This is a genomic window from Candidatus Rokuibacteriota bacterium (genome assembly GCA_016188005.1).
Taxonomy (GTDB): domain Bacteria; phylum Methylomirabilota; class Methylomirabilia; order Rokubacteriales; family CSP1-6; genus UBA12499.
Map to the genome: position 1 here is coordinate 166361 of JACPIQ010000008.1, position 21799 is coordinate 188159.

The 21799-nt window shown below is 70.4% G+C and carries 14 protein-coding genes and 1 pseudogene; 14 read left to right on the forward strand and 1 reads right to left on the reverse strand.

The window, feature by feature from the left end; all coding sequences use genetic code 11:
* The first annotated feature begins 3 nt into the window (after window positions 1–3).
* The 8 genes from lptB to HYV93_02475 all read left to right on the forward strand — a co-directional run bounded on the left by lptB (window position 4) and on the right by HYV93_02475 (window position 11073).
* Window positions 4–726: an LPS export ABC transporter ATP-binding protein gene (lptB, locus tag HYV93_02440; GenBank protein ID MBI2524820.1), complete on the forward strand. Its 723-nt coding sequence runs from the start codon at window positions 4–6 to the stop codon at window positions 724–726.
* A 23-nt stretch (window positions 727–749) separates the two neighbouring features.
* Window positions 750–2201 (forward strand): RNA polymerase factor sigma-54, encoded by a 1452-nt coding sequence (rpoN, locus tag HYV93_02445; protein MBI2524821.1) that lies wholly within the window; start codon window positions 750–752, stop codon window positions 2199–2201.
* Window positions 2202–2216: 15 nt separating this feature from the next.
* Window positions 2217–2738 (forward strand): ribosome-associated translation inhibitor RaiA, encoded by a 522-nt coding sequence (raiA, locus tag HYV93_02450; GenBank protein MBI2524822.1) that lies wholly within the window; start codon window positions 2217–2219, stop codon window positions 2736–2738.
* Window positions 2739–2743: 5 nt separating this feature from the next.
* Window positions 2744–3628: an RNase adapter RapZ gene (rapZ, locus tag HYV93_02455; protein ID MBI2524823.1), complete on the forward strand. Its 885-nt coding sequence runs from the start codon at window positions 2744–2746 to the stop codon at window positions 3626–3628.
* Window positions 3621–5726: a DUF1926 domain-containing protein gene (locus tag HYV93_02460; protein MBI2524824.1), complete on the forward strand. Its 2106-nt coding sequence runs from the start codon at window positions 3621–3623 to the stop codon at window positions 5724–5726. The genes rapZ and HYV93_02460 overlap by 8 nt, the downstream gene beginning before the upstream one ends.
* Window positions 5727–5820: 94 nt before the next feature.
* Window positions 5821–6972, forward strand: a complete 1152-nt coding sequence (locus HYV93_02465) for a methionine adenosyltransferase (protein MBI2524825.1) — start codon at window positions 5821–5823, stop codon at window positions 6970–6972.
* A 76-nt stretch (window positions 6973–7048) separates the two neighbouring features.
* Complete coding sequence (locus tag HYV93_02470; GenBank protein ID MBI2524826.1) at window positions 7049–8308, forward strand: adenosylhomocysteinase; 1260 nt, start codon at window positions 7049–7051, stop codon at window positions 8306–8308.
* Between the two features lie 62 nt (window positions 8309–8370).
* Window positions 8371–11073 carry a UPF0182 family protein gene (locus tag HYV93_02475; GenBank protein ID MBI2524827.1) on the forward strand — a complete coding sequence of 901 codons (2703 nt, stop codon included), beginning with the start codon at window positions 8371–8373 and terminating at the stop codon, window positions 11071–11073.
* 9 nt (window positions 11074–11082) lie between these two features.
* Here HYV93_02475 and lptG read toward each other — a convergent pair whose 3' ends face one another.
* Window positions 11083–13392 carry an LPS export ABC transporter permease LptG gene (gene lptG, locus HYV93_02480; GenBank protein MBI2524828.1) on the reverse strand — a complete coding sequence of 770 codons (2310 nt, stop codon included), beginning with the start codon at window positions 13390–13392 and terminating at the stop codon, window positions 11083–11085.
* Window positions 13393–13416: 24 nt separating this feature from the next.
* Here lptG and HYV93_02485 point away from each other — a divergent pair, with 24 nt between their 5' ends.
* From HYV93_02485 to guaA, 6 genes and pseudogenes are all read left to right on the forward strand, one after another.
* The gene (locus HYV93_02485) at window positions 13417–14475 is read left to right on the forward strand and encodes a hypothetical protein (protein MBI2524829.1); all 1059 of its coding nucleotides are present in this window, start codon (window positions 13417–13419) and stop codon (window positions 14473–14475) included.
* 9 nt (window positions 14476–14484) lie between these two features.
* Window positions 14485–17103: pseudogene (locus HYV93_02490) on the forward strand (valine--tRNA ligase).
* Window positions 17100–17870, forward strand: a complete 771-nt coding sequence (locus HYV93_02495; GenBank protein MBI2524830.1) for a biotin--[acetyl-CoA-carboxylase] ligase — start codon at window positions 17100–17102, stop codon at window positions 17868–17870. Before HYV93_02490 ends, HYV93_02495 begins: the two are co-directional and overlap by 4 nt.
* Complete coding sequence (locus HYV93_02500; GenBank protein MBI2524831.1) at window positions 17854–18621, forward strand: type III pantothenate kinase; 768 nt, start codon at window positions 17854–17856, stop codon at window positions 18619–18621. The genes HYV93_02495 and HYV93_02500 overlap by 17 nt, the downstream gene beginning before the upstream one ends.
* Before the next feature lie 131 nt (window positions 18622–18752).
* The gene (locus HYV93_02505; GenBank protein MBI2524832.1) at window positions 18753–19913 is read left to right on the forward strand and encodes a GuaB3 family IMP dehydrogenase-related protein; all 1161 of its coding nucleotides are present in this window, start codon (window positions 18753–18755) and stop codon (window positions 19911–19913) included.
* A gap of 260 nt (window positions 19914–20173) precedes the next feature.
* Window positions 20174–21715, forward strand: a complete 1542-nt coding sequence (gene guaA, locus HYV93_02510; protein MBI2524833.1) for a glutamine-hydrolyzing GMP synthase — start codon at window positions 20174–20176, stop codon at window positions 21713–21715.
* Window positions 21716–21799 lie beyond the last annotated feature (84 nt).

Below are 21799 nucleotides of genomic sequence, written 5' to 3' on the forward strand. Positions count from 1 at the left end.
GCCATGGAGGGGCTGATCGCGCAGGGTCTGGTGAAGAGTTTCCGCAACCGACTCGTGGTGGATCGCGTCAGTCTGGACATACAGCGCGGGGAGGTGGTGGGCCTCCTGGGCCCCAACGGGGCGGGGAAGACGACCTCGTTCTACATGATCGTGGGGCTGCTCAGACCCGAGGGCGGACGCATCTTCCTCGAGGGCCACGAGATCACCGATCTGCCCATGTACCTGCGCTGCCGGATGGGCATGGGGTACCTGCCACAGGAGTCCTCGGTGTTCCGCAAGCTGACGGTGGAGGAGAATCTCCTCGCGATCCTCGAGACCCTGGACCTGGCGGTCCAGGAGCGCGCGGCCCGGCTGCGGGTCCTGCTCGCCGAGTTGGACCTCACCCCGCTGGCGCGGCACAAGGCCTACACCCTCTCGGGCGGCGAGCGGAGGCGGCTGGAGATCACCCGGGCGCTGGTCACGAGCCCGCGCTACCTGCTGCTCGACGAGCCCTTCACCGGGATCGATCCCATCGCCATCGGCGATATCCAGGAGATCGTCGCGCGGCTGAAGGAACGGGGGATCGGCGTCCTCATCACCGACCACAACGTGCGCGAGACGCTGGCCATCACTGACCGCGCCTACATCCTCTATCACGGGAAGATCCTGGCCTCGGGGACCGCCGCGGAGCTGGCCGGCAACCCCCGGGCGCGCGAGATCTACCTCGGGGAGAAGTTCTCGCTGTGACGACGCGGCGGAGTGCCTGACACATGCGCCTCGGTCTCCGGCTGACACAGCGGGTGGTGATGACGCCGCTGCTCCAGCAGGCGATCCAGCTCCTGCAGCTCTCGACGCTGGAGCTGAAGGAGGTGGTCGAGCAGGAGCTGCGCGACAACCCGATGCTCGAGGAGGTGCCCACCGAGGGGACGGACGCCACCGCGGAGGCGCCGTCCGAGGACCTGGCGGATTCGCCGCCCGGGCCGACGGCGAACGAGCCCGCGCCGAATGAATCCACCTCGGTGGCCGAGGAGCGGACTGACGACCTGCCGTTCGACCTCACCTCTGCCGTGTTCGACCAGCCCGACGAGCGAACGCCGGTGTCCACGGAGGAGCGGGACGAGCTCCCCTTCGAGAACTTGGGACGCGGCGACATCTCCCTGGCCGAGCACCTCGCCGAGCAGCTGCGACTCGCCACGGACGTCCCCGAGGAGCTGGCCGTCGGCGAGGCCATCATCGGCAACCTCGACGAGGACGGGTACCTGCGGGCCGAGGTCGCGGAGATCGCCGAGCTGATGCGATGCCCCACCGAGGTGGTGGAGCGGATGCTGACGCTGATCCAGAGCTTCGATCCCACCGGGATCGCCGCCCGGAGCATCCAGGAGTGCCTGCTCCTGCAGCTCCGGGCCGACTCCGAGCCCGATCCGGTCTCGGTGGAGATCGTGGAGCTCCACCTGGCGGCCCTCGAGCGGCGGCGCTATGCCGACATCGCGCGTGCGCTCAAGCTCCCGCTGGACCGCGTCATGGAGTCCATCGAGGAGATCCAGGGGCTCGAACCGAAGCCCGGCCGGCGCTTCGCGCCGGCCGACCAGCGCTACATCGCGCCCGACGTGACCATCGAGAAGCTCGGCGGTGAGTACATCGTGGTGCTCAACGAGGACGGCATCCCGCGACTACGAGTCAACGCGCTCTACCGGTCGCTGCTGCGGGGCTCGGCGGGGGAGGACAAGCAGTTCGTGGAGCAGAAGCTGCGCTCGGCGGTGTGGCTCATCAAGAGCGTGGAGCAGCGCCAGCGGACCCTCCGCAAGGTCGCCACGAGTCTGGTCAAGTTCCAGCGGGACTTCCTTGACAAGGGGCTCCCGTACCTGCGCCCGCTGGCGCTCCGGGACGTGGGCGAGGACATCGGCATGCACGAGTCCACGATCAGCCGGGTCACGACGAACAAGTACGTGCAGACGCCCCAGGGGCTGTTCGAGCTCAAGTACTTCTTCCACAGCGGCATCGCGTCCAGCAGCGGCGACGTGGTCTCCTCGGTGTCGGTCAAGAAGATGATCCAGGACATGGTCGTCGCCGAGGACCAGGGCAAGCCGCTCTCCGACCAGGACGTCGCCCGGGAGTTGCACGCCAAGGGGTTGACCATCGCCCGCCGGACCGTGGCGAAGTACCGCGAGGAGCTGGGGATCCTCCCCTCCCACCAGCGTCGCCTCACGCCCCGGAAACGATAGCCCGGAGACCGGGACATGGGCGTGATCATCAGCACGCGAGGGTTCACCGTCTCCAACACGTACAAGGACGCGCTCACGCGGCGGCTCGACAGGCTGGCGCGGCTGCTGCCCAAGCTCACCGAGGCGAGGATCGTGCTCTCCAAGGAGAAGCACCGTCGCACGGCAGCGCTGACGCTCCGGGGGAAGCACCGCACCTTCCGCAGCACGGAGACCGCCGAGGATCTGTCGGTGGCGGTGGATCTGGCCATCGCGGCGCTGACCCGTCAGGTGCGCGAGACCAAGGACCGCGTGCGCAGCCACGGCAAGGGCCGGCGGCGGCCGCCGGCGGCCGCGGCGGTTCCCGAGACGGCGGCGCCGGACGGGGAACTGGTCGTCCGGCGCGTGGCCGCCAAGCCGATGTCCGTGGAAGAGGCCGCCGCGCAGCTGGAGCTCGGCCGGGAGCAGTTCCTGGTCTTCACCAATGCCGGGACGGATTCGGTGAACGTGCTCTACCGCCGCAAGAGCGGAGGCCTCGGGCTCATCGAGCCCGTGGCCTGAGGCGCGTGCGGCCCCCCGCGGCGAACGACCCCCCACGCTTCGTCATCATCACGGGGCTCTCCGGGGCGGGGAAGAGCTACGCGATCAAGTGCCTGGAGGACCTCGGGTACTTCTGTGTCGACAACCTGCCGACGACGCTGATTCCCACCTTCGCGGAGCTCTGCGCGCAGTCCACACGGGAGATCAAGAAGATCGCCCTGGGCGTGGATGTGCGCGAAGGGGAGTACCTGGCGCACCTGCTGGAGATCCTGGCCGAGCTCCGCGCCAAGGGGCACGTCCCCGAGGTCCTGTTCCTCGAGGCTGCCGACGAGGCGCTCGTCCGGCGCTACCACGAGACGCGCCGGCGACACCCGCTGGCCGGGGACGGCAGCGTGCTGGACGGGATCCGCGCCGAGCGCAAGGCGCTGGCCCACCTCCGCGAGATCGCGGACCGCATCATCGACACCTCCGGGCTCACCGTGCACCAGCTGAAAGAGCGCCTCGTGGAGGCCTACTCCGTGCGCCCCGCAGAGGGCGCGCTGGCGGTGTCCCTGATCTCCTTCGGCTACAAGCACGGGATCCCTTATGACGCCGATCTCGTGTTCGACGTGCGCTTCCTGCCGAACCCCCACTTCGTCGAGTCGCTGCGGGCGCTGGACGGCCGCGACGCCCCCGTCACGGACTTCATCTTCTCGCAGCCGGAGAGCCGGGAGCTCCTGACGCGGCTGCAGGAACTGGTGCAGTTCCTCCTGCCGCTCTACCAGCGAGAGGGCAAGGCCTACCTGAGTGTCGCGATCGGCTGCACGGGGGGACGTCACCGCTCGGTGGCGCTGGTGGAGGCCCTGCGGGTCTTCCTCGAGGGGCTCGGGTACCGCCCGACCGTCCGACACCGGGACCTCGGCCGTGAGTGAGCGGCTGCGCTTCATCTTCGGCGTCCACAACCACCAGCCGGTCGGGAACTTCGATGGGGTGATCGCCGAGGCAGTGGCTGGGGCGTACCACCCCTTCTTCGAGTGCGTGCAGCGCGAGGCGGATCTCCCGCTGGTCGTCCACTGCTCGGGCAGCCTCCTGGGCTGGATGCGTGAGCACGCCCGGCCGACCTTCGACCTGCTGGGCCTGCTCGTGGCCTCCGGCCGCGTGGAGCTCCTGACGGGCGGGTTCTACGAGCCGATCCTGCCCATGCTCCCCGACTGGGACAAGCTCGGGCAGATCCAGCGGATGAACGACTTCCTGCGACAGAGCTTCGGGGTCCGCCCCCGGGGGCTCTGGCTGGCTGAGCGGGTGTGGGAACCCCACCTCCCCAAGGTGCTGTCGGAGGCGGGCGTGGAGTTCGTCGTCCTGGACGACCACCACTTCGCCCTGGCGGGGCTCGACCCCGGCACGCTCGGGGGCTACTACCTCACCGAGGAGCAGGGGGCGCCCCTGGCGATCTTCCCCATCAGCGAGCGACTGCGCTACCTCATCCCCTTCGCGGAGCCCGGCGAGGCCCTCCGCCACCTCGAGGCCCGCGGCGACGTGGGAAGCGTCACGCTGGTCGACGACGGCGAGAAGTTCGGCGTCTGGCCAGGCACCCACCGCCTCGTCTACGACGAGGGATGGCTCCGGCGCTTCTTCGACGCGCTGCGGTCGGCCCCGTGGCTCGAGCTGTCGACCTTCTCGCGGCTGCTGGACGGGACCCGCGCGCGCGGGCGCGTCTACCTGCCCTCGGCCTCGTACAGCGAGATGGGCGCCTGGGCGCTGCCCGCCGCTGCCGGCGAGGAGCTCGAGGAAGCCCGCCAGCGTCTGGCCGCGCTGCCCGACGGCGACCGGCTGCGACGGCTCCTGCGCGGCGGACCGTGGCGGAACTTTCTCGTGAAGTACCCGGAGGTGGCCGACGCCTACTGGAAGATGCTGGACCTGTCGCGGCGTATCCAGCGCGGCCTCGAGGCCCGCCCGGGGGACAGCGGTCTCCTCGCCGCACGCGAGCGGCTGTGGCAGGGGCAGGCCAACGACGCGTACTGGCACGGGGTCTTCGGCGGCTGCTACCTGCCGCACCTGCGCCGGGCGGTACGCTCGGCGCTGGTCGGGGCCGAGGCCCGGCTGGGGGCGGACGGGAGCGGGCCGCCCCCGCGGTGGGAGGCCCGGGACCGGAACGGCGACGGCCGCGTGGAGGTGCGCGTCTGCACCCGGCAGCTGACGCTCACGCTCTGCCCGGAGTCCGGGGGCGCGCTGACGGAGCTGGCCTTCCTGCCGCTCTGCTTCGACGCGGCGGACGTGCTGGGCCGGCGCCGGGAGGCGTACCACGCGCGGATCAAGGAGACGGCAGCAACGCCAGCGCGGGAGGGTGGGCCCGCGCTGAGCATCCACGAGCGGCTTGAGGCGAAGGAGAGCGGACTCTCGGGGCTCCTGCAGTACGACGTCTTCCGGCGCGCCTCGCTGCTGGACGGCCTCTTTCCGGCCGCGGGACCTCTCGATGCCCTCTCCCCGTGGGACGCCGCCCTCCTCGCCGGCCCCCGGCTGACGATGTCGCATGCTGTGCGCGAGTCGAATGGCGTGATCCGCGTGCTCCTGGACGTCGCGCGCGCGGGGGACCTGCCGCTCCGCCTCGAGAAGTCCGTGACCGTCCACGCCGAGGGCGCCCGCCTCACGGTGGGCTACCGGCTCGAGTGGACGGGCACCGAGGGCCTTGCGGGGCGCTGGGGCGTGCAGTTCAACCTGGCACTCAGCGCGGGCGAGGCGCCGGGCCGCTACTACCGGCTGCCCGGCCGGCCGTCGCTGGGTAGTCGCGGCGCGCTCGAGGGACAGCGCGGGCTGGCGCTGGTGGACGAATGGCTGGGCGAGGAGGTGGGGATCCACTGGGCCGCACCCGCCGAGGTCGGCTGGGCCCCCGTGGAGACCGTGTCGCTCTCAGAAACGGGCTTCGAGCGCATCCACCAGGGGTCGGCGATCCTGCTGGCGTGGCCAGTGCGCCTCGAGCCGGGCGGGAGCCACGAGCTGGCCTTCGACGTGGTGGTGCGGGCGCTGGCGTAGCGCCCGGCCGGGAATTCCCTTGAGCGCTCCGTGTCGCTGTGCTAACGTGGCGTGCCTGCACGCTAAAACGAGTGTCCACCGAGGGGGGAATGCAATGGCACGTGAGGAGTACCTGTTCACATCGGAATCGGTGACGGAAGGCCATCCGGACAAGATCGCCGACCAGATCTCCGACGCCGTACTGGATGCCATCCTGGCGCAGGACCCGACGGGGCGGGTTGCCTGTGAGTCGCTCCTGACCACGGGGCTCGTGGTGGTGGCGGGCGAGATCACCACGTCCTGCTACGTGGACATCCCGAAGGTGGTGCGCGAGACCATCAGGGACGTCGGGTACACGCGCGCGAAGTACGGCTTCGACTACGAGACCTGCGGCGTCATCACGGCCATCGACGAGCAGTCGTCGGACATCGCCATGGGCGTGGACGCGCTCGGCGCGGGCGATCAGGGCCTCATGTTCGGCTACGCCTGCACCGAGACCGACGAGCTCATGCCGATGCCCATCACGCTGGCCCACAAGCTGGCGCGCCGGCTGTCGACGGTGCGCCGGGCCGGCACGCACGACTACCTCCGTCCGGACGGCAAGAGCCAGGTCTCCGTCCGGTACGTGGACGGCCGACCGGTGTCGGTGGAGACGGTGGTCATCTCGACCCAGCACGGCCCCGACGTGACACTGGAGCGGATCCGGGAGGAGATGATCCACGACGTGATCCTCCCCACGCTCCCGCCGCACCTGGTGGACCCCAAGACGATCACCTACCACATCAATCCCACCGGGCGCTTCGTGACGGGTGGCCCGATGGGGGACACGGGCCTCACGGGGCGCAAGATCATCGTGGACACCTACGGCGGCTCCTGCCCGCACGGCGGGGGCGCCTTCTCGGGGAAGGACCCGACGAAGGTGGATCGGTCGGCCTGCTACATGGCGCGGCACGTCGCGAAGAACATCGTGGCGGCGGGGCTGGCACAGCGGGTACAGGTCCAGGTGGCTTACGCCATCGGCGTGGCCGAGCCGGTGTCCGTCATGGTCGAGACCTTCGGGACGGGGAAGGTGCCCAACGCGAAGCTCGAGCAGATGATCCGGCGGCACTTCGACTTCACGCCGGCGGGGATCATCAAGTACCTCACCCTGCGCCGGCCCATCTACAAGAAGACGGCCGCCTACGGACACTTCGGCCGCAGCGAGCCGGAGTTCACCTGGGAACGTACGGACCGCGTGAAAGACCTCCGCGACGACGCCGGCCTCTGAGCCGGACGGCGCATAGACTCTGGGGGCCCCGGGCCGAGCGGATCGGCCGCGGGGCTCCCGCACGAAAGGACAGTGCATGACGGACCACGACGTCAAGGATCTCTCGCTCGCCGCGACCGGTAAGCTCAGGATCGAGTGGGCGGAGCAATTCATGCCGGTGCTGCGGCAGGTGCGGGAGCGGTTCACGCGGGAGCAGCCGCTCAAGGGGCTGAGGCTCGGTGCCTGCCTCCACGTGACGACGGAGACGGCCGTGCTCATGGCCACCCTCAAGGCCGGGGGCGCGCAGATCGCCCTCTGCGCCTCGAACCCGCTGTCGACGCAGGACGACACCGCGGCCGCGCTGGTCCAGGAGTACGACATCGCCACCTTCGCCCGGAAGGGCGAGGACAACACCACCTACTACGGGCACATCCAGGCCGTGCTCGGAATCCGGCCGCAGATCACCATGGACGACGGTGCCGACCTGATCTCGACGCTCCACGGGAAGCGGCGGGATCTCCTGCCCGACGTCCTCGGAGGCACCGAGGAGACCACGACGGGCGTGATCCGCCTGCGCGCCATGGAGAAGGACGGCGTGCTGGCCTTCCCGGTGATCGCGGTCAACGACGCCGACACGAAGCACCTCTTCGACAACCGCTACGGGACCGGGCAGTCCACCATCGACGGGATCCTGCGGGCGACCAACGTCCTGCTGGCCGGCAAGACGCTCGTCGTGGCCGGCTACGGGATGTGCGGGCACGGGGTGGCGGCGCGCGCCCACGGCATGGGCGCCCACGTGGTGGTCGCCGAGGTAGAGCCCATGCGCGCGCTCGAGGCGGTCATGGATGGCTATCAGGTCATGCCCATGGCGCGCGCGGCGGAGGCAGGCGACATCTTCGTGACGGTGACGGGCAACACCACGGTGATCCGCAAGGACCACGTCCTCGCCATGAAGGACGGGGCCATCCTGGCGAACTCCGGCCACTTCAACGTGGAGATCGACCTGGAGAGCCTGGGGGGCCTGGCGACGGCGCGGCGCCCCATCCGCCCCTTCGTGGAGGAGTTCACGCTGCCCGGCGGCAAGCGCATCTACGTGCTGGGCGAGGGACGGCTGATCAACCTGGCGGCCGCCGAGGGGCACCCGGCGATCGTGATGGACATGAGCTTCGCCAACCAGGCGCTCTCCGCCGAGCACATGGCTCGACACGCCGGGAGCCTGGAGCGGAAGGTCTACCGCGTCCCCACCGACATCGATCGGGAGATCGCGCGCCTCAAGCTGGCCTCCATGGGCGTGCAGATCGACGTGCTGACGCCCGAGCAGGAGGCGTACCTGTCGTCCTGGACCCACGGCACATAGGCCCGGCTCGCGGGGGCCGGGCGCGGGAGGGCGGAATGGCCAGGGGGCAGCATCCTCGAGCGATGGTGTGGATTCTCGTTGCCTTCCTGGTGCTGGGGGTCGTGGGCCAGGCGGTCCCCCTCTACACCGACTGGCTCTGGTTCCACGAGGTCGGCTTCCCGCAGGTCTTCACCACCATGCTGGCGCTGCGGGGCTGGCTCGTGCTGGGCCTGGGCGCAGCGGTCTTCGCCTTCCTCTTCGCGAACCTCTGGGTGGCGGCGCGGACCGCCCCCCCCGACGTGCTCTGGGAGCTCGAGGACCAGCTGGGCCTGCCCGGCCGCGCGGTGCTGGAGCCCCTGGTGCGGCGGCTGCTGCTGCCGGTCATCGCGGTCATCGCGCTCGCCGCCGGGGCCCGGGGCAGCGGCGAGTGGGACACCCTCCTGCAATACCTCAACGCGACCCCGTTCGGGCGGACGGATCCGCTCTTCAACCGCGACATCGGCTTCTACGTCTTCCAGCTCCCGTTCTGGCGGCTGCTGTACGGCTGGGCCATGGCGCTCTGCATCGGGACGCTGGTGCTCACGGCCGCCGTGTACGTGCTCCAGCGCAGCGTGGTGCTCACGGCGGGGGGGCCGCGGCTGGCCGCCGGAGCGCGGACGCATCTCCTGGGCCTCGGCGCGCTGCTGCTCGTGCTTCGGGGGGCGGGCTTCTGGCTGGACCGGTACGATCTCCTGTACTCCGCGCGGGGCTTCGTCTTCGGGGCCTCCTACGGCGACGTGAACGCCTCCCTTCCGGTCCTCCAGGCGCTGGCGGTGCTGGCCGTCCTCTGCGCGGGGGCCTGCGTGGTGCAGATGCGGCGGCCCGGCTGGCTCTTCCTCGTGGCGGGGCTCGTGGTCCTGGCCGTGGTGTGGATCGGCGGGCTGGGGGTGTACCCCGCGCTCCTCCAGCGCTTCCGGGTGGCGCCCAACGAGCTGGTCGCCGAGGGCCCGTACATCCAACACAGCATCCGGATGACGCGCCAGGCCTACGGCATCGACCGGGTCGAGGAGAAGGAGTTCCGCGCGGACGAGAGCCTGAACCCCGCCGCGCTGGAGCGCAACAACCTCACGGTCAAGAATATCCGCCTCTGGGACCACCGGCCGCTGCTGACGACGTACGGGCAGCTCCAGGAGATCCGCACCTACTACAAGTTCCTCGACGTGGACAACGACCGCTACATGATCGGCGGTGAGTACCGCCAGGTGATGCTCTCGCCGCGCGAGCTGTCCTACAAGCACCTGCCGGGCCAGGGGCAGAGCTGGATCAACGAGCACCTGACCTACACCCACGGCTACGGGCTCGTGGTGGGCCCCGTGAACCGCATCAGCCCCGAGGGGCTGCCGGAGTTCTTCGTGAAGGACATCCCGCCGGCGGCGAGCGGCTTTCTGAAGATCACGCGGCCGGAGATGTACTACGGCGAGTCGGGCAACGAGTACGTGTTCGTGCGGACGAAGTCGCAGGAGCTCGACTACCCGTCCGGCGATCAGAACGTCTACGGGGTGTACGCCGGGCGCGGCGGGATCGCCGTGGACTCGCTGCTGAAGAAGCTCGCCTTCGCGGCCCGCTTCGGCGAGATCAAGGTGCTCCTCTCGGACGACCTGACCAGCGAGAGCCGCGGGATGATCTACCGGGAGATCGGCGGCCGGGTCCGCCAGGCGGCGCCGTTTCTCCGGTTCGACCGGGACCCGTATCTGGTCGTGACGGAGGACGGGCGCCTGGTCTGGATGATCGACGGCTACACGACCAGCGACCGCTACCCCTACGCCCAGCCGGTGCGGGGGGTCGGCAACTACATCAGGAACTCGGTGAAGGCCACCGTGGACGCCTTCCACGGGACGCTGACCTACTACATCGCCGACCCCGAGGACCCCGTGATCCGCACCTGGGCGAAGGCCTTCCCCGGGCTCTTCCGGCCCCTGGACCAGATGCCGAAGGACCTCCAGGCTCACGTGCGCTACCCCGAGGATCTCTTCACGATCCAGGCGCAGATGTACGCGACGTACCACATGGAGGACCCGCAGGTCTTCTACAACAAGGAAGACCTGTGGACGATCCCCCGCCGCCAGCAGGATGCGCGCACGGCGTCCGAGATGGAGCCCTACTACACCGTCATGCGGCTGCCGGGAGAGCCCCGGGAGGAGTTCGTGCTCCTCAACGCGTTCAACCCGAGCCGCCGCGACAACATGATCGCCGTCATGGCGGCGCGCTCGGACGCGCCGAACTACGGAAGCCTCCTGGTCTACATGTTTCCGAAACAGAAGCTCGTCTACGGCCCGCGCCAGATCGACGCCCGGATCGACCAGGACCCGGTGATCTCCCAGCAGCTCTCGCTCTGGAACCAGCAGGGCTCGCGCGTCCTCCGCGGCTCGCTCCTGGCCATTCCCATCGACCACTCGCTGGTCTACGTCCAGCCACTCTACCTCTCGGCGACGGAGCAGGGAGCGCTGCCCGAGCTCCGCCGTGTCATCGTGGCCTACGGCAACCAGATCGCGATGGAGCCGACGCTGGAGCAGTCGCTGGGGCGCATCTTCGGCGCCCGCGTCCGCGGCGACGAGGTGGCGGCGCGGCCGCGCGAGGCCACGGCCGGCCCGCCCCCGCCGGACACCGGCCTCCGCCCCCTGGTGCAGCGGGCCTGGGAGGTGTGGCAGAAGGGGCAGGAGGCGCTCCGCCGCGGCGACTGGACCGCCTACGGCCAGGAGCAGAAGCGGCTGGAGGAGACGCTGCGCCAGCTACGCGAGGGCCGCTAGCCGTCGCGCCTACGTGCGGGCGCGGAGGAAGAGTGCCGCCCCGAGCCCGGCGAAGACGATGTTGGCCGTCCAGGCGGCCAGGATGGGGGGCAGGAGATCCGCCTTGGCGAAGGCCAGCGCCATGGAGTGGACGACCCAGTACCCCACCGAGATGACCAGGGCGACGCCGACGCCGGCCGCGCGGCCGCCGCTGCGCGGGGCCACCAGCGCGAAGGGGATGGCCACCAGCGCCATGATCACGTGGATCACCGGGAAGGACAGCTTCGAGTACAGCCCCACGACGTACTTGCCCACGTGGTGCCCGCTCTCCTGGAGCTTCGTCACGTAGCTCCTGAGCTCACGGAAGCTCATGGCGTCGGGGGGCTTCTGCACGCTGGTGAAGTCGTCCATGGTCTCGGGCATCTGCGCCGTCGTGCGCGTGAAGGCCTGGGACTCGACGCGGTTCTGCCCGGTGATCTCCCGCAGGACGCCGTCCGACAGCTCCCACGCGCTGCCGCGCCACCGGGCCTTCCTGGCGTCGAGCCGGGTCGTCAGGCGGAAGCTCGGGTCGATCTCCAGGACGAGCAATCCCTCCGCCGACTGCTCCACGGGGTCCAGCAGCTCCATGCGGAAGAAGCGGGTGTCCGAGGAGCGGTACCAGATCTGGTTACGCTTCTGCAGGTGGCGCGGCAGGCCCCCGCGGATCTTGACCCGGTCCACCTCCTCGGCCCTGGCATTGAGGCCCGGCAGGAGCGTCTCCTGGAAGGTCACCGCGCCGAGGCTGACGCCGGCGGTCAGCAGCAGGACCGGCAGGCTCACCCGGTAGAGGCTCACGCCGGCGGCCTTGAGGGCGTCGAGCTCCCGCTGGCGGGTGAGGGAGAGGAAGAGGAAGACGGTGGCCATGAGGACCACGATGGGCAGCCCGTCGTAGAGCGCTCCCGGCAGACGGAAGGCGAAGTGCTGCAGGATGTACGCGAGCGGGGGCTTGACGCGCAGGAAGCGATCCAGCGTCTGCAGGAGATCCACCACGACGAACAGGACCGCGCCGATCGCAAGGCCGATCCCCAGGAACTTCAGGTACTCGCGGAGGAGATACCGGTCGAGGAGGAAGGTGGAGCCGCGGGACTTGCGGGCAGGCGCCGGCCCCCGGGGCGCGCCGGGGCCCGGGGCTGGCCGCCGGAGAGGGGCCAGCAGGTCGCGGAGCCTCCACAGGAGGCGCATCCAGACCGCCGGCGTCGCCAGCGTCGTGGCACGGAGGAGACTCGCGCCCCCGAGGAAGAAAAGGAGGTTGGGCAGCCAGACGGCGGACCACGCCGGGAGCCGGCCCCGGAGCGCGGTGCCCTCGAGGGAAGTGAAGACGACGTAGTAGGACATGACGATCGCGAGGCTCGCGGCCAGCGCCGCGCCGCGCCCGCCGCGGTGCGAGCGGACGGCCAGCGGGTAGCCGACCATCACGAAGACGAGCGCGGCCGCAGGCAGCGCGAGGCGCTTGTGGAACTCCACGAAATACGGCGCGGCGATCTGGCCGAGGCGTTCGAGCTCGTGCGCGCGCTGCAGGAGCGCCCGGAGAGGGAGGTCACGCTCGGGCTTCTCGGACTGGGCGACCGCGGCCAGCGGGGATTCCAGCGGCAGGGTCATGTCGTAAAGGGCGAAGGCGGTGTACCGGGCGCGGCGCGCATCCGCCACGTCGCTCTCGCTGATCTGCCCGTCCAGGAAACGCAGGGTGATGCGCCCGCGCGCCTCGTCGGTGAGGATCCGCCCCTCCCTCGCGACGATGATCCGCGAGAGTGCCGCATTGCGCTCGTCGGCGACCAGGAGTCCCTTGAGCGCCCGCTGGGAGGGGGTGATCTCCTGCACGTAGATGGTGAACTGGCCGAAGGAGGCGCTGAAGGTCCGCTCCTTGATGCCCGTGGTGGCGCGGGACTGGAGGATCCTGAACAGCTGGCGCTGGAAGGCGCCGTTGGACCACGGGTTCACGACGAGCGTGAGCGAGGCCGAGGCCAGGGTGACGAGGAGCGCGGCGACGAGAAAGGGCCGGAAGAGACGGAGCGGGCTCACGCCGCAGGCCCGGAGCGCCGTGACCTCGAGGTCGGCGGCGAGACGCCCGCCCGCGATCAGGGCCGCCACGAGGAGCGCCATGGGGAGGGTGAGCACGAGGAAGGACGGCAGCATGGAGACCAGGAGCGACAGGACCAGGTGGAACGGGACCCCCTTGGTGATGACGAGGTCCGTGAGGTGGTAGATGCGGTCGATGACGAGGAAGAACGTGAAGACGGCCACCCCCGTGACGAACGGCGCGAAGAGCTCCTTGAAGACGTAGCGGTCGAGGGTGGCCAACATGCCCCCATATTGTACGATAGCGCCGTGAGGGCCTGGAGGGTGTGTGCCATCGCCGCGCTGGCCGGGGTGGTCCTGGCGGCGGCGCCGGTCCCGGCGCGGGATCGACTCGACCGGCTCCAGGAACTTGTCCGCCAGGCCCGGGAGGCGGCCCCGGAGGCGCTCGCGGCGGAGCTGGCGGCGCTCGTGGACGAGGAGATCCTGGAGAACCTGAGGAGCGGCGGCCTGTTCGCCTCCGAGGCGTTCATCCAGGAGCGGCTCGACACGCTCACGGGGGCGTGGGGCGGGGCGCGCTTTGCCGTGTTGCGCCTGCCGCGCGGCGGGCCGGCCGGCGTGGCGCGAGGCGAGACCACGGTCGGCCTCTACGCGCTGGAGGGAGTCGGGGGCACGGGGTCGGTTCGCGTCTTTTCCTCTGGAGCAGGAGCCGCTGCGCTCCTCGGCAGCGTCACCCACGAAGGCACCCCGCAGCTACACGAGTGGCCGCCGGCGGCCGACGGCGCCCCGCAGCTCGCGCTGAGCTGGCTCGGGCGCGGGGAGGGCGGCGGCAGGCGGCTCCGGGTCGAGATCTGGCGGCGCGACGGGAGCGCCCTCTCCCGCGTGTGGAGCACGGAGGAGGCCGTCGGCGCGGGGCTCGTGGCATCGGAGGCCCGCATCGCGCGTGGCGAGGTGCGGCTGCGGTACGCGGCGCGCTACGCCGGCTGGAAGCCCGGCTGCGAGGGGCAGACGGAGCACGAGGATCTGTACCGCGCGGGCGCGATGGCACGGGGGGTGGCCCTGGCGCGCCGCCGTGTCGTCAATGGCTGGCACCGGGAGCTGCAAGGGGCGGTGGCCCGCTTCTTCGACGCCCTCGAGCGGCACGACCGCCGCGCGCTGGCGCAGCTGGTGCCGGAGCCGCCGCTCCGCGCCAGGATCCCGCAAGGGCTCGTGGCCGAGCCGGCCTGCGAGATGCGGCCGCCCGAGTCGCCGGAGGCGGTGGTCGTCGCGGCGACCGAGGAGGGGCCGTCCCGGCGGACGCCCTGGTCGCTGTGGTGGCGTCGCCACGGGCGGAGCTGGCGCCTGACCGCGGCGGCCCCCGTGCTACAATGACGCCCCGTCATGACGGACATTCCGGACCGGTACGACCCTAGCCGCGTGTAGCCGCGCTGGTACCGCGAGTGGGAAGAGCGGGGATACTTCCACGCCGACCCCGGCTCGCCGAAGGATCCGTACTCCATCGTCATCCCGCCCCCCAACGTGACCGGCTCGCTGCACATGGGCCACGCCCTGAACAACACGCTCCAGGACATCCTCGTCCGTTACAAGCGGATGGACGGCTACAACGCACTGTGGCTCCCGGGCACCGACCATGCGGGCATCGCCACCCAGTATGTCGTGGAGAGGCAGCTCGCGGCCGAGGGGAAGAGCAAGGAGGATCTCGGGCGCGAGGCATTCATCGCGCGGGTCTGGAGGTGGAAGGAGGAGTCGGGCGGCACCATCATCACCCAGCTGAAGCGACTGGGGGCCTCCTGCGACTGGCGCCGCGAGCGCTTCACGATGGATGCCGGGCTGTCGACCGCGGTCCGCGAGGTCTTCGTCCGCCTCTGGGAAGAGGGCCTCGTGTACCAGGGGGACTACATCGTCAACTGGTGCCCGCGCTGCCAGACGGTGCTCTCCGACCTGGAGGTCGAGCGCGAGGAGCGGGACGCGGAGTTCGTCTACATCCGCTACGGGCCGCTCGTCCTGGGCACGGTGCGTCCGGAGACGAAGCTGGGCGACACCGCGCTGGCCGTCCACCCGAGGGACAGGCGCTACGCCCGGTACGTCGGGCAGACGCTGGAGATCCCCTCGGTCGAGGGGACGATCCGCATGCGGGTGGTGGCCGACGCCGCCGTGGATCCCAAGTTCGGGACCGGCGTGATCAAGGTCACGCCCGGCCACGACCCGGTGGACTTCGAGATCGGCCGCCGCCACGACCTCCCCATCCGGACCGTGATTGGCTTCGACGGGAGGATGACGGCGCTCGCGGGCCGGTACGCCGGCCTCGACCGCTTCGAGTGCCGGAGGCGGATCGTCGCGGACATGCAGGCGCTGGGCCTCATCGAGCGTATCGAGCCCTACCGCCACGCCGCGGGCGTCTGCTACCGCTGCAAGACCGTGGTGGAGCCGCTGATCTCCAAGCAATGGTACGTGCGGGCCAAGCCGCTGGCGGAGGTGGCCATCAAGGCGGTACGCAGCGGCCGCATCCGGATCGTGCCCCGCACGTGGACCAAGACGTACTTCCACTGGATGGAGAACATCCGCGACTGGGCGATCTCGCGTCAGCTCTGGTGGGGACATCGCATTCCGGCCTGGTACTGCGACGCCGAGGGGAGCGTCCACGTCTCGCGCACGGACCTCACCGCGTGTCCGGGGTGCGGGGGGGCCCTCCGCCAGGACCAGGACGTGCTCGACACCTGGTTCTCCTCCGGCCTCTGGCCCTTCTCGACGCTCGGCTGGCCCGCGGCCACGGCCGATCTGGCCGTGTTCTACCCGACCTCCTGCCTCGTGACGGGTTTCGATATCCTCTTCTTCTGGGTGGCCCGGATGGCCATGCTCGGGCTCAAGTTCATGGGGGAAGTGCCCTTCCGGGACGTCTACATCCACGCCCTCGTCCGCGACGCCGAGGGCCAGAAGATGTCCAAGTCCAAGGGCAATGTCATCGACCCACTCACGGTGATGGACCGCTTCGGCACCGACGCCTTCCGGTTCACCCTCGCGGCGCTTGCCGCGCAAGGGCGCGACATCCGGCTCTCGGAGGAGCGGGTCGAGGGGTACCGGAACTTCGCCAACAAGGTGTGGAACGCCGCACGGCTGGCACTGGCGACGCTCGACGGCTACGACCCCAGGCTGGCGAAGCAGGGGACGCCGTCGGTGGCCGACCGCTGGATCCTCAGCCGCCTGGCGGAGACCATCAAGACGGTGCGGCGGTCCCTCGACACGTACCGTTTCAACGAGGCCGCCTCGGCCGTCTACCAGTTCCTCTGGCACGAGCTCTGCGACTGGTACCTGGAGATCGCCAAGCAGCGGCTCTACCAGACGGCCGACCCGGCCGCCCGCGCGGTCACGCAGCGGACGCTGCTCGAGGCCCTGGAGACCACACTGCGGCTGCTGCACCCGTTCATGCCGTTCATTTCCGAGGAGCTCTGGCAGCGGCTGCCCCACGATGGCCCCTCGGTGATGGTCGCACCGTTCCCGAAGGCGCGCCGGCGCGCCCGCGATGTCCGCGCCGAGGCGCGCATGGCCTCCGTCATCGCCATCGTGAGCGGGATCCGCAACGTCCGCAGCGAGAGCCGCGTGCCCCCCGGACGGCAGCTGCGGGCCACCGTCCGGCCAGGGTCCGGGAGCGACGTGGAGAGCCTCCGCGAGGCCGCGCCCCTGATGGGAACGCTGGCCCGCGCGGCGATCAGCGTGGAGCCCGACGCCGCGCGCCCGCCTCACGCGGCGCTGGCCGTGGCCGACGGCTGCGAGGTCTACGTGGAGCTCGAGGGCGTGGTGGACCTGGCGGCCGAGCGGCAGCGGGTCGCCAAGGAGATCGACAAGGCAGGGCGGGAGATCGCGTTTCTGGAGGGGAAGCTGTCGCGAGCGGACTTCGTGGAGCGGGCACCGGCCGAGGTCGTGGAGCGGGAGCGGGAGCGGCTCGCGGCGGCCCGCTCGATGCTCGAGACGCTCACGGCCGGGCTCCGGGCGCTCCAGTGAGGCCCGCCACGACCGCCCGGGAGCCTCAGGCGCTCCACTGGGTGTTGCGCGAACTGGACACGGTGGACTCGACGCAGGCCGAGCTCCTCCGCCTGACGGTCGCCGGCGCGCGCGAGGGGACGGCGGTGACCGCGCAGCACCAGACAGCCGGGCGCGGCCGGCGGAGCCGGGCGTGGTGGGACACTCCGGGAGAGAGCCTCCTCGTCTCGGCGCTGCTCCGACCGCCGATCGCGCCCGGCCTGGCGCCCCAGCTCACCCTGGTGGCGGCCGTCGCGGTGGTGGACGCCGTGCGCGCCGCCGCCGGCGTGGAGGCGCGGATTCGCTGGCCCAACGACGTCACGGCCGATGGCCGGAAGCTCGGCGGGATCCTGGCCGAGGCCTCGTCCGGGCCCGATGGTGGCCTCCAGCACGTGCTCCTGGGCATCGGGATCAACGTGAACCAGACGGCGTTCCCGCCGGAGCTCGCCGAGCGTGCGACCTCGTTGCGCCTCCTGACCGGGGCCCGGCAGGAGCGCGCCCTGCTGCTCGCGCGGCTCCTGGAGGCGCTCGCGCGCCGCTATGAGGAGTACCTGACGGCCGGCTTCGAGCCGGTGCGCGGGGCCTGGCGTGCGGCCAGCGCTACCCTCGGCACGCGGGTCGTGATGCCCGACGGCCGGTCCGGCATGGCCGAGGAGCTGGACGGGGACGGCGCGCTCCGCCTGAGGCTGGATGACGGAACGCTGGCTCGGGTATCGTCCGGGGAGATCGCCGATGCTCCTCCTCCTTGAGGTCGGCAACACCAACACCGGGGTCGGCGTGGCCGACGGGAGCCGGCTCGTGGCCTCGTGGCGGCTCACGAGCCGGCGGGAGCAGACCCCGGACGAGTACGGCGTGTTCATCCAGGGGCTGCTCTCCTCCCGCGGGATCGCCTCGGACCAGGTCAGCGCCGTGGCCATCTCCAACGTCGTCCCGCCGGTGCAGCAGACCCTGGAGCGGATGTGCGAGGGGTACTTCGGCGTGAGGCCGTTCACGGTGCAGCCGGGCGTCAACGTCCCGCTCGCGTTCAGCGTGGACAATCCGCGGGAGGTGGGCGCGGACCGTGTCTGCAACGCCGTGGCCGCTCTGGCGCTGTACGGGGCCCCGGTGATCGTGGTGGACTTCGGCACGGCAACCAACTTCGACTGCGTGAACGAGCGCGGCGAGTTCGTCGGAGGCGCCATCGCCCCCGGGCTCGCGACAGCGGCCGAGGCCCTGATCTCGCGCGCCGCGCGCCTCTTCCGGGTCGAGCTCGTGGCCCCGCCCACGGCCATCGGCCGCAACACGGGGACGAATATCCAGTCGGGGGTCGTGCTGGGTTACGCGGGGCTCGTGGACGGCCTCATTCAGCGGATGCGGCGTGAGCTGTCGGGCGATGTGAAGGTGGTGGGGACGGGCGGCCTCGCCGCCCAGATGCGGGAGGTGGCTGCGAACATCCAGACGGTGAACCCGAACCTGCGCCTGGAGGGGCTACGCATGATCTGGGAGCGCGCCCGGGGTTGACAGGTCCGGGACTGCTCCGTATACTGACCGCTAAATACGGTATGAGTCGCCAGAAGACTCTCTAAATATCGGGTGTGGCGCCGGCGCCGGGGCGCTCCCCCGGCCTCGCCCGCCCGAGGGGGGAACACGGCATGGGGATGTGGGTCGGTCGCGGCCGGAAGGCGCGGGCGGCGTATGGGTTCGATGATATCGCCCTGGTGCCCGGGGCGGTGACGATCAATCCCAGCGAGGTGGACATCTCCTGGGAGCTCTGCGGGCGTCACTTCCAGATCCCCATCATCGCCGCCGCCATGGACGGGGTCGTGAGTCCGGCGCTGGCCATCGAGATGGGCCGGCTGGGCGGGCTCGCGGTGCTGAACCTGGAAGGCATCTTCTCCCGCTACGAGAACCCCGAGGACGTGCTCGACCACATCACCTCCGCCAGCCTGGAGGAGGCGACGCGGATCATCCAGGGTATCTACGGCGAGCCGATCAAGGAAGAGCTGATCCACCGGCGCATCACCGAGATCAAGAAGGGCGGGGGGCCGGTCGTGGTCTCCTCCATCCCCCAGCGCGCCGAGCGTTTCGCCAAGATCGCCGAGGACGCGGGCGCCGATTTCTTCGTCGTGCAGTCCACGGTGACGACGGCCCGGCACATCGCGACGGAGTACAGCCCTGTGGACCTGCGCAAGCTCAAGAAGAACCTCTCGATCCCTCTCATCGTCGGCAACACGGTGACCTACGAGGCCTGTCTCGAGCTCATGGACTGCGGCGTTGACGCGCTCCTGATCGGCGTGGGACCGGGAGCGGCCTGCACCAGCCGCGAGGTGCTGGGCCTGGGCGTGCCCCAGGTCACCGCCACCGCGGACTCGGCCGCGGCGCGGGACTTCTACTACAAGCGGACGGGCCGGTACGTGCCCATCATCACCGACGGTGGCATGACCACGGGGGGAGACATCTGCAAGGCGCTGGCCGCGGGCGCGGACGCCGTGATGATCGGCTCCGCGTTTGCGCGCGCCCAAGAGGCCCCGGGCCGCGGCTATCACTGGGGCATGGCGACCCCGCACTCGAATCTGCCGCGCGGCACGCGCATCCGCGTTGGCGTCGCCGGCCCGCTCGAGCAGATCCTCTACGGGCCCGCCTTCACGGAGGACGGCACGCTCAACCTCGTGGGCGCCATCAGGACCTGCATGGGCTCCGTGGGTGCGGCCAGTGTCCGCGAGCTCCAGCAGACCGAGCTGATCATCGCGCCCTCGATCAAGACCGAGGGCAAGGTCTTCCAGCGCGCCCAGAAGCTGGGTTCTCCTCGCTGACGCGCAGGCGCGCCCTGCCGCCACGGCTCCCGTCCGCAGGCCTCGGGCCGCCCCGCCACCCCGATGAGCCCCGGAGGGGCGAAGAGGCCCAACCGCAACCCGAAGTCATCCACATTCAAGCGACATGGTTAGAGCCCCGGAGGGGCGAAGAGGCCCAACCGCAACCCGAAGTCATCCACATTCAAGCGACATGGTTAGAGCCCCGGAGGGGCGAAGAGGCCCGACCGCAACCCGAAGTCATTCACATTCAGGCAAGATAAATGGACAAGATCGCCATCCTGGATTTCGGCGCCCAGTACACCCAGTTGATCGCCCGCCGGATCCGCGAGATGTCGGTGTACTCCGAGATCATCGCGTGCACCCACCCCGTCGAGGAGGTACTGGCCGGGGGCTACAAGGGGATCGTGCTGTCCGGCGGCCCCTCCAGCGTGTACGACGAGGGAGCGCCGCTGCCTGACCGGAAGCTCTTCGAGGCGGGCATCCCGATCCTGGGGATCTGCTACGGCATGCAGGCGATGGCCTATCTCCTGGGCGGACACGTGGTTCCGGCCCAGCGCCGGGAATACGGCGGCGCCGAGCTGGCGCTCGAGGGCACCGGAGGGCTTCTGGACGGCATCGTCCCGGAGCGCGACAACCGTGTCACGGTGTGGATGAGCCACGGGGACACGGTCATGCGGCCCCCGAAGGGCTTCACGCGGCTGGCCTCCACGGCGAACTGCCCGGTGGCCGCCATGTCCGATGAGAAGCGGCGGCTCTTTGCCGTGCAGTTCCATCCGGAGGTGGCCCACACCCCGCAGGGCAAGACCGTGCTGGGGAATTTCCTCCGCGCCTGCGGCGTGGCTCGGGAGTGGTCCATGACCTCCTTCGTGGACTTGGCCGTCGAGGCCGTCCGCCGGGCGGTTGGGCAGGACCAGGTGCTGTGCGCGCTGTCGGGTGGCGTTGACTCCTCCGTGGTGGCGGTGCTGGTGCACAGGGCCATCGGGGAGCAGCTGACATGCCTCTTCGTCGACAACGGACTGCTGAGGAAGGGGGAGGCCGAGAGCGTCGTCGAGACCTTCCGCGACTCCTTCAAGATCAAGCTCATCCACGTGGACGCAAGCACTCGATTTCTCGAACAACTCAGGGGCGTGACGGACCCGGAAACCAAGCGCAAGCGCATCGGGGCCGAGTTCATCGCCGTCTTCGAGGAGGAGGCCCGAAGGCTCGGGCGCATCCCGTGGCTGGCCCAGGGCACGCTTTACCCCGACGTGATCGAGTCGGTGTCTTTCAAGGGACCGTCGGCGACCATCAAGACCCATCATAACGTCGGCGGCCTCCCCTCCCGGATGCAGTTCAAGCTCGTGGAGCCGCTCCGCGAGCTGTTCAAGGACGAGGTGAGGCAGGTGGGGACTCTCCTCGGCCTCCCGGCGCAGATCATCTGGCGGCAGCCCTTTCCTGGGCCCGGGCTGGCGATTCGCGTCCTTGGCGAGGTGACCGAGGAGCGGCTGCATCTCTTGCGCGAGGCCGACGCCGTGGTGCAGGAGGAGGTGCGGGGCGCCGGCCTCGAGCGCGAGCTGTGGCAGGCTTTCGCGGTGCTCCTGCCTGTCCGCACCGTGGGCGTGATGGGTGACTTCCGCACGTATGCGCAGGTGATCGCGCTCCGGGCGGTGATGAGCCAGGACGCCATGACGGCCGACTGGGCCCACCTGCCCTACGATCTCCTCGGGAAGATCTCGAGCCGGATCATCAATGAGGTGAAGGGGATCAATCGCGTGGTGTTCGACATCTCCTCCAAGCCCCCCAGCACCATCGAGTGGGAATAGTAGTGCGAGCCGAGGCGCGCCTCGCGGCGAGGCGAGCGGACAAGGAGGTCCCCCGAGCGGGGCGAGGCGTGCGAGCCGAGGCGC

Excerpts from the sequence above, each read along its gene's own strand:
- HYV93_02470 (MBI2524826.1), top strand. The coding sequence starts at position 7,049 with ATGACGGACCACGACGTCAAGGATCTCTCGCTCGCCGCGACCGGTAAG.
- lptB (MBI2524820.1), top strand. The coding sequence starts at position 4 with ATGGAGGGGCTGATCGCGCAGGGTCTGGTGAAGAGTTTCCGCAACCGA.
- HYV93_02500 (MBI2524831.1), top strand. The coding sequence starts at position 17,854 with ATGCTCCTCCTCCTTGAGGTCGGCAACACCAACACCGGGGTCGGCGTG.
- HYV93_02505 (MBI2524832.1), top strand. The coding sequence starts at position 18,753 with ATGGGGATGTGGGTCGGTCGCGGCCGGAAGGCGCGGGCGGCGTATGGG.
- guaA (MBI2524833.1), top strand. The coding sequence starts at position 20,174 with ATGGACAAGATCGCCATCCTGGATTTCGGCGCCCAGTACACCCAGTTG.
- rpoN (MBI2524821.1), top strand. The coding sequence starts at position 750 with ATGCGCCTCGGTCTCCGGCTGACACAGCGGGTGGTGATGACGCCGCTG.
- HYV93_02475 (MBI2524827.1), top strand. The coding sequence starts at position 8,371 with ATGGTGTGGATTCTCGTTGCCTTCCTGGTGCTGGGGGTCGTGGGCCAG.
- HYV93_02465 (MBI2524825.1), top strand. The coding sequence starts at position 5,821 with ATGGCACGTGAGGAGTACCTGTTCACATCGGAATCGGTGACGGAAGGC.
- lptG (MBI2524828.1), bottom strand. The coding sequence starts at position 13,392 with ATGTTGGCCACCCTCGACCGCTACGTCTTCAAGGAGCTCTTCGCGCCG.
- raiA (MBI2524822.1), top strand. The coding sequence starts at position 2,217 with ATGGGCGTGATCATCAGCACGCGAGGGTTCACCGTCTCCAACACGTAC.